Annotated in this window: 16 protein-coding genes; 10 read left to right on the top strand and 6 right to left on the bottom strand. The window is 62.7% G+C overall.

Annotated elements, in window-relative coordinates:
• The first annotated feature begins 36 nt into the window (after positions 1 to 36).
• Together ACEVQ6_RS17925 and secB are read left to right on the top strand one after the other, a co-directional pair.
• Entirely contained in the window at positions 37 to 537 is a 501-nt protein-coding gene (locus ACEVQ6_RS17925; RefSeq protein ID WP_374890405.1) for an FxsA family protein, read from the top strand.
• 86 nt (positions 538 to 623) lie between these two features.
• Complete coding sequence (gene secB / locus ACEVQ6_RS17920; protein ID WP_374890404.1) at positions 624 to 1124, top strand: protein-export chaperone SecB; 501 nt, start codon at positions 624 to 626, stop codon at positions 1122 to 1124.
• 76 nt (positions 1125 to 1200) lie between these two features.
• Here the strand turns inward: secB and dnaQ are convergent, their stop codons facing one another.
• The 5 genes from dnaQ to ACEVQ6_RS17895 are packed head-to-tail and all read right to left on the bottom strand — an operon-like array spanning position 1201 to position 4797.
• Positions 1201 to 1902, bottom strand: a complete 702-nt coding sequence (gene dnaQ / locus ACEVQ6_RS17915) for a DNA polymerase III subunit epsilon (protein WP_374890403.1) — start codon at positions 1900 to 1902, stop codon at positions 1201 to 1203.
• 2 nt (positions 1903 to 1904) lie between these two features.
• On the bottom strand, positions 1905 to 2495 hold the full coding sequence (coaE, locus tag ACEVQ6_RS17910) for a dephospho-CoA kinase (protein WP_374890402.1): 591 nt from the start codon (positions 2493 to 2495) through the stop codon (positions 1905 to 1907).
• A complete protein-coding gene (locus tag ACEVQ6_RS17905) occupies positions 2492 to 3352 on the bottom strand; it encodes a shikimate dehydrogenase (protein ID WP_374890401.1) in 861 nt (286 codons plus the stop codon). Before ACEVQ6_RS17905 ends, coaE begins: the two co-directional genes overlap by 4 nt.
• Positions 3345 to 3941 carry a Maf-like protein gene (locus tag ACEVQ6_RS17900; protein WP_374890400.1) on the bottom strand — a complete coding sequence of 199 codons (597 nt, stop codon included), beginning with the start codon at positions 3939 to 3941 and terminating at the stop codon, positions 3345 to 3347. Before ACEVQ6_RS17900 ends, ACEVQ6_RS17905 begins: the two co-directional genes overlap by 8 nt.
• A gap of 34 nt (positions 3942 to 3975) precedes the next feature.
• A complete protein-coding gene (locus ACEVQ6_RS17895; protein ID WP_374890399.1) occupies positions 3976 to 4797 on the bottom strand; it encodes a pyruvate, water dikinase regulatory protein in 822 nt (273 codons plus the stop codon).
• A gap of 407 nt (positions 4798 to 5204) precedes the next feature.
• On the opposite strand from ACEVQ6_RS17895, the gene hemE reads away from it, so the two are divergent.
• The 8 genes from hemE (at position 5205) to ACEVQ6_RS17855 (ending at position 13975) form a co-directional block, all read left to right on the top strand.
• Positions 5205 to 6245, top strand: a complete 1041-nt coding sequence (hemE, locus tag ACEVQ6_RS17890; protein WP_374890398.1) for a uroporphyrinogen decarboxylase — start codon at positions 5205 to 5207, stop codon at positions 6243 to 6245.
• Complete coding sequence (hemJ, locus tag ACEVQ6_RS17885; RefSeq protein ID WP_374890397.1) at positions 6242 to 6784, top strand: protoporphyrinogen oxidase HemJ; 543 nt, start codon at positions 6242 to 6244, stop codon at positions 6782 to 6784. Before hemE ends, hemJ begins: the two co-directional genes overlap by 4 nt.
• 175 nt (positions 6785 to 6959) lie before the next feature.
• Positions 6960 to 8225 carry a transcription termination factor Rho gene (gene rho / locus ACEVQ6_RS17880; RefSeq protein WP_374890396.1) on the top strand — a complete coding sequence of 422 codons (1266 nt, stop codon included), beginning with the start codon at positions 6960 to 6962 and terminating at the stop codon, positions 8223 to 8225.
• 103 nt (positions 8226 to 8328) lie between these two features.
• The gene (gene mnmE, locus ACEVQ6_RS17875; RefSeq protein WP_374890395.1) at positions 8329 to 9642 is read left to right on the top strand and encodes a tRNA uridine-5-carboxymethylaminomethyl(34) synthesis GTPase MnmE; all 1314 of its coding nucleotides are present in this window, start codon (positions 8329 to 8331) and stop codon (positions 9640 to 9642) included.
• A gap of 82 nt (positions 9643 to 9724) precedes the next feature.
• Entirely contained in the window at positions 9725 to 11611 is a 1887-nt protein-coding gene (gene mnmG / locus ACEVQ6_RS17870) for a tRNA uridine-5-carboxymethylaminomethyl(34) synthesis enzyme MnmG (protein WP_374890468.1), read from the top strand.
• Complete coding sequence (rsmG, locus tag ACEVQ6_RS17865) at positions 11611 to 12252, top strand: 16S rRNA (guanine(527)-N(7))-methyltransferase RsmG (RefSeq protein WP_374890394.1); 642 nt, start codon at positions 11611 to 11613, stop codon at positions 12250 to 12252. Before mnmG ends, rsmG begins: the two co-directional genes overlap by 1 nt.
• Positions 12253 to 12258: 6 nt before the next feature.
• Positions 12259 to 13053 carry a ParA family protein gene (locus tag ACEVQ6_RS17860; RefSeq protein WP_374890393.1) on the top strand — a complete coding sequence of 265 codons (795 nt, stop codon included), beginning with the start codon at positions 12259 to 12261 and terminating at the stop codon, positions 13051 to 13053.
• A gap of 37 nt (positions 13054 to 13090) precedes the next feature.
• Positions 13091 to 13975, top strand: coding sequence for a ParB/RepB/Spo0J family partition protein (locus tag ACEVQ6_RS17855; RefSeq protein ID WP_374890392.1), 885 nt, complete (start codon positions 13091 to 13093; stop codon positions 13973 to 13975).
• Between the two features lie 106 nt (positions 13976 to 14081).
• Here the strand turns inward: ACEVQ6_RS17855 and holA are convergent, their stop codons facing one another.
• A complete protein-coding gene (holA, locus tag ACEVQ6_RS17850) occupies positions 14082 to 15116 on the bottom strand; it encodes a DNA polymerase III subunit delta (RefSeq protein WP_374890391.1) in 1035 nt (344 codons plus the stop codon).

Here is a 15116-nt window from a genome sequence, read left to right as displayed (position 1 = left end):
GACGGGCAGGATCATCGGGGCGGGCCGGACGCGATGATGCGCGGGCTCCTCCCTCTCGTTGTCCTGGCGCTGCCGCTCGCCGAGATCGCCGGCTTTATCGTCGTCGGTAAGGCGATCGGGCTCCTGCCGACGCTCTGCCTCGTCGTTGCCGGCGTCTTCGTCGGCGTGGCGCTGCTGCGCCACCAGGGTTTCGGCCTGATCAATCGCCTGCGCAGCAAGGCGGCCTCCGGCGGCGACCCGGGCCGCGAACTCGTGCACGGCGCGCTTCTCGCCGTCGCCGCGGTGCTTCTGATCATCCCCGGCTTCATCAGCGACATTGCCGGCCTCGTCCTCTTCCTGCCGGCCGTGCGCGACGCGATCTGGAAGCGCATGGCCCTGAGCGCAACCGCCACCGGCGGGCGGGCCGGCTTCTCCTGGTCGACCAGCCGGAGCACCGGCCGCCCCGATGCGCACGACCCGCGCGTCATCGATCTCGACGCCGGCGAATTCTCCCATGGCGCGCCGCGCGACCTGCCGCCGGGCGACCCGAAGGGCTGAGGCGCCAGGGTTGTAAGGGTTCCGGCGAAGTGCTAGGTCACCTCACCCTCATTACAGACCAGACTTCTCAAGGGCGAGGAAACCTCATGAGCACCGATACCGCCACGTCGCCGAACGGCACCACGGCCGAAAGCCCGTCCCTCAACATTCTCGCGCAGTATACCAAGGATTTCTCCTTCGAGAATCCGGGCGCTCCCCGGTCGCTGCAGGCGCGCGAGCGGGCGCCGGCCATCGGCATCAACGTCAACGTCAACGCCAATCCGCTGTCGGAGACCGAGTTCGACGTGGTCCTGTCGCTGACGGCCGAGGCGAAGGAAGGCGACAAGGTTCTCTTCAACGTCGAGCTCGCCTATGGCGGCGTCTTCCGCGTCACCGGTTTCCCGCAGGAGCATATGCTGCCGCTGCTCTTCATCGAGTGCCCGCGCCTGCTCTTCCCCTTCGCCCGCCAGATCGTTTCGGACGCCACGCGCAATGGCGGCTTCCCGCCGCTGCTGATCGATCCGATCGACTTCGCCCAGATGTTCACGCAGCGCATGGCCGAGGAAAAGGTTCGCGCGCAGGTCGCCAATACGAATGTGACCAACTGATCGCGGCGGATTGTCGGATCTCGACGACACGAACCCCCGGTGTCACGCGATGCCGGGGGTTTTTCATGCGCCGCGTTCAGACATCGGTGTAGCGCCGCCAGATCGCCTTGTCGCCGATCCGCTTGAGGAGCGCGTGATGCGCCTCGATCTGGGCCGTATCCAGCCGCGCGGGAAGCGGTTCCGGACGGGCGAGCGATACCGGCCCGTCGCTCTCGGCCTCCGCGCGCGCGTCGCGATCCTGACGCGCCGTCAGGCCGAGTGCTGCCTGCCGCCCGCCGAGCATCTCGATATAGACTTCGGCGAGAAGCTCGCAGTCGAGCAGCGCGCCGTGCCGGGTCCGGTGCGAATTGTCGATGCCGTAGCGCCGGCAGAGCGCGTCGAGCGAGTTCGGTCCCATCGGATGCTTGCGCCGGGCCAGCGCCAGCGTGTCGGTCACCCGGTCCGGGGCGACCGGCGGCCGGCCGAGGCGCTGCAGTTCCGCATTGATGAACCCCATGTCGAAGGTGGCGTTGTGCGCCACCCAGCGGGCATCTCCGAAGAAGGCGAGCATCGCCTCGACGATGTCGGCGAAGACCGGCTTGTCTTTGAGGAACTCGTCGGTGATCCCGTGGATCGCCAGGGCGTCCGGATGCACCTTGCGGTCGGCCGGGTTGATGTAGACGTGAAACGTGCGGCCGGTCGGGAACTGCCGGTCGAGCTCGACGCCGCCGATTTCGATGATCCGGTCCTCGCGTGCATCGAGGCCGGTGGTTTCCGTGTCGAAGATGATCTCGCGCATGCTCAGTCTCCCTCGCTGTCAAGGTCGCGCAGGATCGCATCGACCCGGGCGCGCGCCGCATCCATTCCCCGACCCGTGTCGATGATATAGTCGGCGCGGGCGCACTTGTCGCGGTCGGCCATCTGCCGGCCGAGCACGAGGGCGAATTTCTCCGCCGTCATCCCCGGTCGCGCGAGAACGCGCTGCCGCTGGATCGCGGGATCGCAGGTGACGACGACGACGCGGTCGACGCGCGCCTCTGCCCCCGTCTCGAAGAGGAGCGGTATGTCGAGGAGCACCAGCGGCGCCCCGGCGGCGCGATGGGCGTCAAGAAACGCCGTCTCCCGCGCGCGGACCAGCGGATGGATCATCCGTTCCAGTTCGGCGAAGCGATGCGGCTCGGCGGCAAGCCGTCGTGAGAGCAGCGCACGGTCGACGACGCCGTCGCAGACGACGCCGGGAAACGCCGCTTCCACAGGCTGAACGGCCGCACCGGCATAGAGGGCATGCACCGCCTGGTCCGCATCGTGTACGGGCACGCCGCGCTCGGCAAAGAGGGCGGCAGTCGTCGTCTTTCCCGTGCCGATCGATCCGGTGAGGCCGAGCACGATCATGCGTGGCGGGTCATGTCGTCGACGATCAGGGCCCGCAGCGTCTCGTCGATCACGGGGCGGCGGCCGAACCAGCGCTCGAAGCCGGGTGCTGCCTGATGCAGCAGCATGCCGAGACCATCGGCGGTGCGCAGCCCCTGGGACTGCGCCTGCTGCAGGAAGGGCGTCATCAGCGGCACGTAGACGATGTCCGTCACCACGGCATCGGGTGCCATGTCGCGGAAATCGAGCACCGGCGCCGCGTCTCCGTCCATGCCGAGCGAGGTGGTGTTGACGAAAAATCCGGCCCCGTGCAGCAGCTCCGGCAGCGCCGCCACGGGATGAGCGCTGACCGCCGCGCCGAAGCGGTCCGCCAGTTCGCGCGCGCGCGCCACCGTGCGGTTGACCACGCGGATGTCGCGGATGCCGCGGTCGCGGATGGCCTGGATGACCGCCCGGCTCGCTCCGCCGGCGCCGAGGACCACGGCGGACGTCGCCCTGTCCCAGCCGGGCGCGCGTTCATCGAGATTGGCGACGAAGCCATGGCCGTCGGTATTGGTCGCATGCAGCCTTCCCTCCTCGCGCCAGAGCGTGTTGGCGGCGCCGAGCTCGCGGGCGATGTCGTCCGGCCGTTCGGCGAGGGCGAAGGCGGTCTCCTTGTGCGGGATCGTGACATTGCCGCCGACGAGGCCGCGTTCGCCCGCCGCAAGGCCCTGGAGAAACCCGGGAAACTCTGCCGGTGCCACCTCGATCGCCCGGTAGCTGCCGGGAAGACCGAAGGTCTTCAGCCAGTGGCCATGGATCAACGGCGACCGGGAGTGACGGATCGGATAGCCGGCAACGAAGGCATGGTTAATGATTGTTTCACGTGAATCATGCATCGATGACGCGAAGCTCCCGCAATTTCGCCAGCAAGGGCAGCATCGGCAAGCCGATGATGGTGAAATAGTCGCCCTCGATCCGCTCGAAGAGCTGCACGCCCTCCGCCTCGAGCTGGTAGGCGCCGACACTTGCGAAGACCCGCGGGCCCACCCTGTCGAGGTAGCGGGCGATGAAATCCTCGCCCAGCGGCCGCATCGTCAGGTCGGCAAGGGACACGTGGCGCCACAGCACGGCCCCGTCCTGCGCCAGCGCGACCGCGCTGTTCAGCCGATGGGTTTGCCCCGACAGGCGTCGAAGGGTCCGGAGCGCGCCTTCGCGGCCGTCGGGCTTGTGCAGGATATCCGATCCGACCGAGAGCGTCTGGTCGGCGCCGATGACAAGCGCGCCCGGTGAGCGGCGGCTGACATCCAGGGCCTTTTCATCCGCGAGACGCTGGGCGATCCCGTCCGGCGGCATAGCGCTTTCTTCCAGAGGCGCACCGATCGCCCGTTCATCGATCGTCGCGGCGGCAGTCTCGAAGACGAGGCCTGCCTGTGTCAGAAGGGCGCGTCGAAACGGACTGGTCGAGGCGAGAACAAGGGAGGACATCGGTGGCTCCGGCTCGTAAGGGAGGTGACCCGCCTTAGCGCAGCCTCGGCCGCAGCGCAACGATCGCGGCCGCGGTTTCCTCGATCGAGCGCCGCGTCACGTCGATGATCGGCCAGCCGTTGCGGGCGCACAGCGCCCGGGCATATTTCAGCTCTTCGGCGATAACCGCCCGGTCGATATAGTCGTCGCCGTGAAACCCTTTCGCCGTGCCGAGGATGCGATGCTGGCGCACCTGCGAGATGCGGTCGACCGTGGCGATCAGGCAGACGACGAGCGGCTTGGTTGCCTGCATCAGCCGCTCCGGCAGCGGCACGCCGGCGATGATCGGAATGTTCGCCGTGCGGATGCCGCGATTGGCGAGGTAGATGCTGGTTGGCGTCTTCGATGTCCGGCTGATGCCGAGCAGGACGACGTCGGCATCGTCGAAATCGGCCGGCATCTGGCCGTCGTCGTGGTCCATGGTGAAGTTCAGTGCGTCGATGCGGGCAAAATAGTCGGCGTCCATGACATGCTGCGCACCGGAACGACGACGCGACGGCGAGCCGAGATAGGTCTGGAACAGGTCGATCACCGGATCGAGCACCGAGACGGAGGGCACGCCCATCTCCCTGCAGCGCTGGTCGATCAGGCTCGCGAGCTCCCGCTCGACGATGGTGTAGAGCACGATGCCGGGCTTGGCGTCGATCGCCTCCAGCACCTGGCCGACCTGCTTGCGATTGCGGATCAGCGGATAGACATGCTCGAGCGCCTGGTAGGATTGGAACTGCGCCGCCGCCGCGCGGCCGGCGGCGATCAGCGTCTCTCCGGTCGAATCGGAGATCAGGTGAAGGTGAAAGTAGTTTTTCGAACTCTCCACGATAATCTCCTCGGCATGTGGACAAGGCGGGATGAACAGGGGTGAAGGTGCGGCCGATGCCTTCGCTGCGGGAAAACCGAGCGTTCATCCACAGCGCCACTGCGACGGAACAGTGTCCCGGCGCGCCTGTGGAGAAGACTCATGGCGCGACATGCCGCATCGCCGATATCCCCTTCCCATCCACAGGCTCCCCCGCATCTCCCTACCATCGAAAGCCTTGTTTCGACAGATGTTTCTTTCTCATCACCGTTTTTCGACGATCAGAACAGGGCTTTGTTCACAGCCTGCGTCCGGATTGCGCGCGCGACGTGGACAGGCGGCGGATTTCGTTTAATCCTTGATAGACACCGACTCTAAGAAATAGAAATCTTCTGAGATCGGATTTCTTTTTTAAGACTGGAACCACCGTGAGCCTCGCAGCGAGACGACGCCTCCTTGACGTGATGGACGGCAAGACCCTGAGCCCCCCTCCGGTCTGGCTGATGCGGCAGGCCGGACGCTACCTTCCCGAATACCGTGCGACGCGGGCCGAGGCCGGGAGCTTTCTCGACCTCTGCTACAATCCGGCGCTGGCGACGGAGGTGACGCTGCAGCCGATCCGCCGCTATGGTTTCGACGCGGCGATCCTCTTTTCCGACATCCTGGTGATCCCGGATGCCTTGTCGCGCCATGTCCGCTTCGAGGAAGGCCACGGGCCGCGCCTCGATCCGATCGATGTGGCGGGGATCGCGGCGCTGGATCCGGAGGGTGTCATGGCGCATCTCGCCCCGGTCCTCGAGACGGTCGCCCGGATCCGCAGCGCCCTGCCGCCGGAGACGGCGCTGCTCGGCTTCTGCGGCGCCCCCTGGACGGTCGCGACCTATATGATCGCTGGCCAGGGGACACCGGACCAGGCGCCGGCCCGCCTTTTCGCCTATCGCGAGCCGGAGGCGTTCGCCCGGCTGCTCGCGCTTCTCGCCGATATCTCCGCCGACTATCTGGTTGCCCAGATCGATGCCGGGGCGGATGCGGTGCAGATCTTCGATTCGTGGGCCGGCGTCCTCGGCCCCGAGGAATTTTCAGCCTTCGCGATCGAACCGGTCCGCCGGATGATCGCGTCGGTCCGGGCGCGACGCCCGCAGGCGAAGATCATCGCCTTCGCCAAGGGCGCCGGCCTGCTGCTGAAGGACTATCGCCGGCTGACCCGCGCGGATGTCGTCGGCCTCGACTGGACCGTTCCTCTCGACTTCGCCCGGGAACTGCAGGAGGAGGGCGCAGTCCAGGGCAATCTTGATCCGATGCGCGTGGTTGCCGGCGGACAGGCGCTGGACGAGGGCGTGGACCGCATCCTGGAAGCGCTGGGTTCGGGACCGCTGATCTTCAATCTCGGCCATGGAATCACGCCCCAGGCAGACCCTGCGCATGTGACGCGCCTCGTGGAGCGCGTCCGCGGCGGGCGAAACGCATGACGGAGGAGCGGCAGGCGGGGGCATCCGCCGGCCGGAGGGCGCGGTTGCGCGCAGCGACGGCCATCGTCGTCTTCGTCCTGGCGATTGCCGTCCTGCTCCACACCGATCCGGCAGATCTCTATCTCTGGGCCAAGGCCCTGCACATCATCGCGGTGATCTCCTGGATGGCCGGCCTCCTCTACCTCCCGAGGTTGTTCATCTACCATTGCGACGCGGAACCGGGTTCACGGCAATCGGAAACGTTCAAGGTCATGGAACGGCGACTGATGACGGTGATCATGTGGCCGGCACTGGTGATCTCCTGGGCGATCGGCCTCTATCTGGCCGCCTCGGTCTATGGCTTTCAGGGCGGATGGCTGCATCTCAAGCTTCTCGCGGTGCTCGCGCTCAGTGTCACACACTTGTATTTCGCCTCGGCGGTCGCGTCCTTCAGCCGCGACGAGCGGCGGCACGCGCCGCGCCACTGGCGGCTGATGAATGAAGTGCCGACGCTGCTGATGATCGTCATCGTCATCATGGCCGTGGTGAAGCCCTTCTGACAGACGCCTCCCGCGGCTATTTTCCGCGACCCCCTTGCGGCCGATCCGGGGAATCGCTATTTTCCGCGAACCCCTCTCTCGTGGCCTGTGTCCGCGCCTGACCCGATGTCTCTATCGGGGCGCATTCCCTGAATACACGCCTGTCCTTCCCATACCAGTCTGCACGGTATCATTCATGGCTGAAATGAAGCTTCAAGATTTGAAGAACAAAACTCCGACCGATCTCCTGGCATTTGCCGAATCGCTCGAGGTCGAGAATGCAAGCGTCATGCGCAAGCAGGAGCTGATGTTCGCGATCCTGAAGATGCTGGCGAGCCAGGACGTCGAGATCATCGGCGAGGGCGTGGTGGAACTGCTGCAGGACGGCTTCGGCTTCCTTCGTTCGGCGAATGCGAACTACCTGCCCGGCCCCGACGATATCTACATCTCACCCTCGCAGATCCGCCGCTTCTCGTTGAAGACCGGCGATACCGTCGAGGGGCCGATCCGGGGCCCGAAAGAAGGCGAGCGCTATTTCGCGCTGCTCAAGGTCAACACGATCAATTTCGACGATCCGGAAAAAATCCGCCATAAGGTCCATTTCGACAATCTGACGCCGCTCTACCCGAACGAGCGCTTCAAGATGGAACTCGAAGTGCCGACCTCGAAGGACCTGTCGCCCCGCGTCATCGATCTGGTGGCGCCGCTCGGCAAGGGGCAGCGCGGCCTGATCGTCGCGCCGCCACGCACCGGCAAGACGGTGCTTCTGCAGAACATCGCGCATTCGATCACGGCAAACCATCCGGAATGCTATCTGATCGTGCTGCTGATCGACGAGCGGCCGGAAGAAGTCACCGACATGCAGCGCTCCGTCAAGGGCGAGGTCATCTCCTCGACCTTCGACGAGCCGGCGACGCGCCATGTCCAGGTCGCCGAGATGGTGATCGAGAAGGCGAAGCGTCTCGTGGAACATGGACGCGACGTCGTCATCCTGCTCGACTCGATCACGCGCCTCGGCCGGGCCTACAATACCGTGGTGCCTTCGTCCGGCAAGGTCCTGACCGGCGGTGTCGACGCCAATGCCCTGCAGCGGCCGAAGCGGTTCTTCGGCGCCGCTCGCAACATCGAGGAGGGCGGCTCGCTGACGATCATCGCCACCGCCCTGATCGACACGGGCAGCCGCATGGATGAAGTGATTTTCGAAGAGTTCAAGGGAACCGGCAACTCCGAAATCGTGCTCGACCGCAAGGTGGCAGACAAGAGAATCTTCCCTGCGATGGACATTCTGAAATCCGGCACGCGCAAGGAAGACCTGCTGGTGCCGCGTCAGGACCTGCAGAAGATTTTCGTTCTTCGCCGGATTCTTTCGCCGATGGGAACGACGGATGCGATCGAATTCCTCATCGACAAGCTGAAACAGACCAAGACCAATGGCGATTTCTTCGACTCGATGAATACGTAATCCACGATCGGTTTCATTAGCCGGATTCTCTATCGTCGGTCCCCGTCTTGGAGGCCGAGTCTGGACAACGTTCGCGATTGAACCACAGGGAGCCATGGGGCGGATGGCCCTGGACGATACGATCTATGCGCTGTCGAGCGGCGCCCTGCCATCCGGTGTGGCCATCATTCGCGTGAGTGGACCGGCGACCCGGGCGGTGCTTGAAAATGTGGCGGCGGGTGTGCCGTCGCCACGAAAGGCGACCCTGCGCAGGCTCCGGAGTCGCGATGGCTCGACGATTGACAGGGGTCTGGTTCTTTTCTTTCCCGCTCCGACTTCGTTTACGGGTGAAGACGTCGCAGAAGTGCACCTTCACGGCGGTCGGGCTGTCGTCGAGAAACTGGTCAATGAACTTGCCGCGATACCCGGTCTAAGGCTTGCGGAACCAGGCGAATTTTCGCGGCGGGCCTTCTTGCTCGGAAAGATGGACCTCGTGGAGGTCGAAGGACTTGCCGATCTGATCGCTGCGGAAACAGAAGTTCAACGACGCCTTGCGCTGGAACAGCATTCGGGCAAGACGTCTGATCTTTATCAGGCATGGGCCGATCGACTGACCCGCGCGCGTGCGATGATCGAGGCAGAGCTCGACTTTGCCGACGAGGACGACGTTCCCGGATCGATTGCCGAGACGATCTGGCGGGATATGTCGGACCTGGTGTCGGACATCGAGCGTCACATCGACGGACAGCAGATCAGTGCGATTATCCGCGACGGCTTTGACGTCGTGCTTGTCGGTAAGCCGAATGCCGGCAAGTCGAGTCTCCTCAATGCCCTAGCGGGTCGAGACGTGGCGATCGTTACGCCTATTGCCGGGACGACTCGGGACACGATCGAGGTCGAACTGAACATTGCCGGCTTTCTCGTCCGCCTCACGGATACGGCAGGCGTTCAGGAGACATCCGATATTGTCGAGCAGGAAGGCATCAAACGGGCCAAGGCGGCGCTGGCGAAAGCCCATCTGGTTCTTTCGCTTTCCGAAGAGCCATCCGACTTTATCGACACGAGTGAATGCTTGGTCCCGGTGATCTGGGTTCGCACGAAAGTCGACATATCTACAGCGGCGGAAGAACCCGGAAGTTTCGGTGTGTCGGCCGTCACGGGACGGGGATTGACGGAACTGGTGGGCGTTATTGAAGCACATCTTCCGAAATTGCCGGCCACGGGTGGACTCGCCCTGCCCGGTCGAAGGCGGCATCATGATCGTCTGAAGGAGACCGTGGCGTCGGTGCGCGCGTCACTCGCGCATCGCAACCGTGGCCTGGATATTGCAGCGGAGGAGCTTCGCCAAGCCGGAGACAGCCTCGGGCGTATCACTGGCAGGGTGGATGTCGAAAATCTGCTTGATGTGATATTCTCGGAGTTCTGTATCGGCAAGTAGCGCTGTACAACGCAGCCGAGTCCCGATGAAGGTTTCACGTGAAACGATTCGCGACCACCTTCCGGGTCGTATAGTGAGGTAGATCGTGCTCTATGATGTCATCGTCGTCGGCGGCGGCCACGCCGGGTGTGAAGCCGCAAGTGCTGCTTGCCGCTTGGGCGCGCGAACTGCATTGATCACGCACAAACGTGAGTCCATCGGCGTCATGTCCTGCAATCCCGCGATCGGAGGCCTGGGCAAAGGTCACCTTGTCCGTGAGATCGATGCCCTGGATGGTCTGATGGGGCGCGTGGCGGACCGCGCCGGGATCCAGTTTCGCCTTCTGAACCGCAAGAAGGGACCGGCCGTACGTGGACCGCGAACACAGGCGGATCGCAAGCTTTATCGTGAAGCGATGCAGGCGGAACTGGCGGAGATCGACACGCTGGACATCGTGGAGGGTGATGCGTTTGACCTTGAGCAACATGAGGGCGAGGTCACGGGTGTCGTTCTTCAAGATGGCCGGATCCTACGCGCGGGTGCCGTGGTCATCACAACCGGGACATTTCTGCGTGGGCTGATCCATATCGGCCAGCAGAAAATTCCGGCGGGGCGCGTGGGTGAGAAGCCGTCGCTCGGGCTGTCGGCGACATTTTCCCGCTTTCAGCTTCGTCTCGGTCGATTGAAGACAGGGACGCCAGCGCGCCTTGATGGAAGAACAATCAACTGGGGCGCTATAGGCAGCCAAGCGGCGGACGAAGACCCTGTACCCTTCTCTTTCATGACGGATCGGATCGTGAATCCGCAGATCGATTGCGGTGTGACCCGAACGAATGAGCGAACGCATAAGATCATTGCAGACAATGTGCATCTGTCCGCCATGTATTCCGGTCAGATCGAAGGGGTTGGACCGCGCTATTGCCCCTCGATTGAGGACAAGATCGTCCGTTTCGGCGAACGAGATGGTCATCAGATCTTCCTTGAACCGGAAGGTCTTGATGACCATACCGTCTATCCCAACGGCATCTCGAGTTCTCTTCCCGCCGATGTCCAGGAGACGTTTATTCGGTCGATCACCGGTCTTGAACGGGTGAAAATCCTGCAAACCGGGTATGCGATAGAATATGACTGTGTCGACCCAAGGCAATTGTCGCAAACACTCGAAGTTCTTCGCGTTCCCCGCCTGTTCCTTGCCGGCCAGATCAATGGTACGACGGGATATGAGGAGGCGGCGGCGCAAGGGCTTGTTGCGGGGCTGAATGCCGCGCGGCGGGCGGCGGGCGATGCGCCGATCACCTTTAGCCGCAGTCAGAGCTATCTCGGCGTCATGATCGACGATCTGACCAGTCGCGGCATTGAAGAACCCTATCGCATGTTTACCTCGCGCGCGGAATATCGGCTGACGCTCCGCGCCGACAATGCGGATTTGAGACTGACCCCTCTGGGAATTCGGCTCGGTTGCGTTGGACCTGCACGGCGAGAGCGATTCATGCAATGGCAGACGGAGCTTGATACAGCGAGAGTTGCACTGAAGGGTGTTGATATCACACCCACAGAAGCCGGTCGCCACGGGCTTCAGTTGAATCAGGATGGCGTTCGACGATCCGCCTATGATCTTCTGTCACATCACGAGATCGCGCTGGCGCAACTGCAACAGATCTGGCCTTCTCTGCTGACCGAAGTATCGTCGAGGACGGCGGAGGCGATTGAGATCGAGGCTAAGTACTCCGTCTATCTGGATCGGCAGAAAGCTGACATTCGTAGTCTCTCGGCGGATGAGGGGATTGAAATTCCGATGGATTTCTCTTTTGGTGGCATTCCCGGTCTCTCGATCGAACTGCAGCAAAAACTCGGGCGTGCCCGCCCGCGAAATATGGCGCAGGCCATGCGCATCGATGGCATGACCCCTGCGGCAGTGATGTTACTGACGGGAATTCTCCAGCGTGCAAATGCATTGCATGGAAGGCCGCATGCCGGGCACGCGCACTGATGCCGAGTCCTGCTCAGGAAATAAACGGAGTGCGTGTTTCACGTGAAACGGCGGAACGGCTGTCAATTTTCGTATCGCTCTTCGAACGATGGTCTGCAAAGATAAATCTCATCGCGCCCTCGACAAAAGCATCTCTGTGGCAACGCCATGTCGCAGACAGCGCGCAGATTTTCCAATTGTCTCCTGAGCCCCAGACCTGGGTCGACCTCGGAAGCGGCGGAGGCTTTCCCGGCATCATCACGGCGATTTTTCTGACCGAAATGGGCGACGGGCATGTTCATCTTGTCGAGAGCAACAATAAGAAAGCCGCGTTCCTGCGCTCTGCGATCGCCGAAACCGGCGCCCGCGCGACGGTTCATGCCCATCGGATTGAGAGTGCTGTGCTCGACCTGCCTGTCCCCAATGCGATATCGGCGAGAGCGCTCGCGGATCTTGCAACGTTGCTTGAGCTTAGCCTTCCGTTGTTTCAACGGTCACCGCGCTGCCGCGGTTTCTTTCACAAAGGCAGGGATTATCCGTCAGAGCTCGACAAAGCGATTGGCCGCTTCCACTTCGATCTGTTAGAACATCGAAGCGTGATCGAAAGTGACTCGGTTATCCTCGAGATCAGCAACGTCTCCCGGCAACCCGTTCGTGGATAAGCGCTCATGATTGCCTCTCGAAATCGCATCATTACCATCGCCAATCAGAAAGGCGGTGTCGGCAAGACGACGACAGCGATCAACCTGGCGACCGCACTGGCGGCGATCGGCGAAAATGTCCTGATCGTCGATCTCGATCCGCAGGGCAACGCCAGCACCGGCCTCGGCATTCAGCGTCGCGACCGGCGGGTGTCGTCCTATGAATTGATGATCGGGTCGCACGGTGTGAGGGATACGGCTCAGGAGACCGCCGTCCCCAATCTCTCGATCGTTCCATCGACGATGGACCTGCTTGGTATCGAAATGGAAATCTCGAAGGATGCCGACAGGGTCTTTCGTCTAAGGAAAGCTTTGCAGGGCGCCGATGCTTTGCGCTACAGTTATATTCTGGTGGACTGCCCGCCTTCGTTTAATCTCCTGACGATGAATGCAATGGCGGCGGCGCATTCCGTCCTCGTTCCCTTGCAATGCGAATTCTTTGCACTTGAAGGTTTGAGCCAGTTGCTCGAGACCGTCGACCAGATTCGGCGGACCGTGAATCCCGGTCTTGACATTCAGGGCATCGTGTTGACGATGTTCGACTCGCGCAACAACCTGGCGCAGCAGGTCGTCAATGATGTGCGGACGCATCTCGGGGAAAAGGTCTACCACACCCTGATCCCAAGAAATGTTCGCGTTTCGGAGGCGCCGTCCTATGGTAAGCCAGCCATCCTGTATGATCTGAAATGTGCGGGAAGCCAGGCTTATCTTCAATTGGCGTCGGAAGTGATCCAGCGGGAGCGGCAGCGGAAGGCCGCATGACGGATGCGGGCGATCCCGAGACCAATGAGTATCGACCATGAATGATGATCATTCCAAGCGACGCCTGGGGCGAGGTCTGGCCGCATTGATCGGTGAGATGGATCAGCCCGTTGCGGAGACGGTTGCGTCCCGTGTCACTGCGGACCGGACGGTTCCGATCGAATTCGTCAGCCGGAATCCGCGCAACCCTCGTCGCTATTTTGACGAAGACGACCTGCAGGATCTGGCGAGTTCCATACGGCAGCATGGAATTGTACAGCCGGTCGTTGTGCGATCCGTGGGAACGGATCGCTATGAGATTATCGCAGGGGAACGACGCTGGCGTGCGGCACAGCTCGCCGGACTGGCGGATATCCCCGTCATCCTCCGGGAGGTCGATGACCGCACGGCACTGGAACTCGCCATCGTGGAGAATGTTCAGCGGGCCGACCTGAACCCTCTCGAAGAAGCGCTGGGTTACGAACAACTGATCGCCGAACATGGGTATACACAGAATGACCTCGGTGAAATCATCGGGAAAAGCCGGAGTCATGTCGCAAACAGCCTTAGGTTGCTGAAGCTGCCCGAGCCCGTCCGTGATATGCTGTCCTCCGGAGAACTGTCGGCAGGGCATGCGCGTGCCCTGATCCCGACCTCTGATCCGGTCAGCCTTGCGCGGTCCATTGTTGCAAAAGGAATGTCGGTTCGTGATGCCGAGCGGATCGCGCAGAACGATATAAAGGCGCAAAGCGATCCCAGTGGCGCAGCAGCGGGGCCGCGGCCGGCGAAGGATGCCGATACGTTGGCGCTGGAGCGCACCTTGTCGGACAGCCTTGGACTTGAGGTGACCGTCAATCACAAGGCGTCGGGCGGACACCTGCGGATCGCCTACAGGACCCTCGAACAGCTCGAGGAAATCTGCAGATTGCTGGAACGGCGTTAGCACCTGAAGAACATTCGGTGGATACCGGTTCACCGAACATGCTTTCTCCGCCTTGTTTTTCTGCATTATCGGACGTTGAAGCGATCCCGCTTGGGCCGAAAATGCCTCAGCGCCGTGCCGACTGAAGCGTCAAGGAAAGCAATGTCTGCATGACGATGCTTTCTTCGAGGGCTGGGCGAAGGCGTGACTGGAGCAAGGTTGAATTTAGCCGGCTTATTTCCCGTTGCAACGCTTCCGCCGTCCAGCGGCGCAGCGCCGTCTCGATCAAGGGCTTCCGGCGGAAGTGGATATGCCGGCCGATCGTCGAAAGTACGGTTGCCGATGATTGTTGCTGTGCATCCATCTCGACGCGCATCTGTTGCAGCAGCTGGAATTGCCTGAGGCAGCCGTTCAGCACGAGAAAGAGCGGTGTCTTCGACCGGGTGATCCGCGCGACTGCCTGATGCAGGGCGTCGGGGTTGCCGGTAAGGACGGCATCGATGGCGTCGTCGGCAGATGTGCTGCCGGCATCGCCGACGATCGCGAGCACATCCTCCTCTGACACCTGTTGAAGCCCGTCACAGTAGAGAGCGAGCTTGCGCACCTCGTTGCGTGAGGCCATGCGGTCCCCACCGATCAGCTCCATCAGCCGGGCCCGCGCCTCCGGCGTGATCGACAGGCCGGCCTCGCCCAGTTCGCCATCGATCAGGGCATTGAGCGCCCGCCGGTCATCCGCGTAGCACGGAATCGAGGCTGCGCTCGTCGCCTGCTCGGCGAGCTTGCGCAGGCTGGAACCCTTTTTCAGGTCCCCGGCCTCGATCAACAGGAAACTGTCTTCCGGAGGCTTTGCGGCGAGCTGTTGCAGCCCGTCGACCAGCACCTTCTCGTTCATGGCATTCCGGATCCAGACAAGCTTTGACCCGCCGAAGAGGCCGATCGCCCGGGCCTCGTCGATCAGCCGCCCGGGGGAGGCCTGCAGATCGGCGGCGTCGAGTTTCACGACGCAAAACGGATCGTCGAGCGCGACGCCCGTGCGCCGGGCGATGTCCGCCGCCCGTTCGGCCACCAGGCCTCTGTCCGGTCCGTAGACGAGATTCAGCCGTTTCGGAGCCTCGCCCTTGCGAAGATAGCCGTCGACGTCGTGAGACTTGATCTCGACCAT

The organism is Ensifer soli (assembly GCF_041928815.1).
Taxonomy (GTDB): domain Bacteria; phylum Pseudomonadota; class Alphaproteobacteria; order Rhizobiales; family Rhizobiaceae; genus JBHFEI01.
The sequence above is the reverse complement of the archived record's forward strand: the minus strand, read 5'-3'. Positions and strand labels throughout refer to the sequence as shown.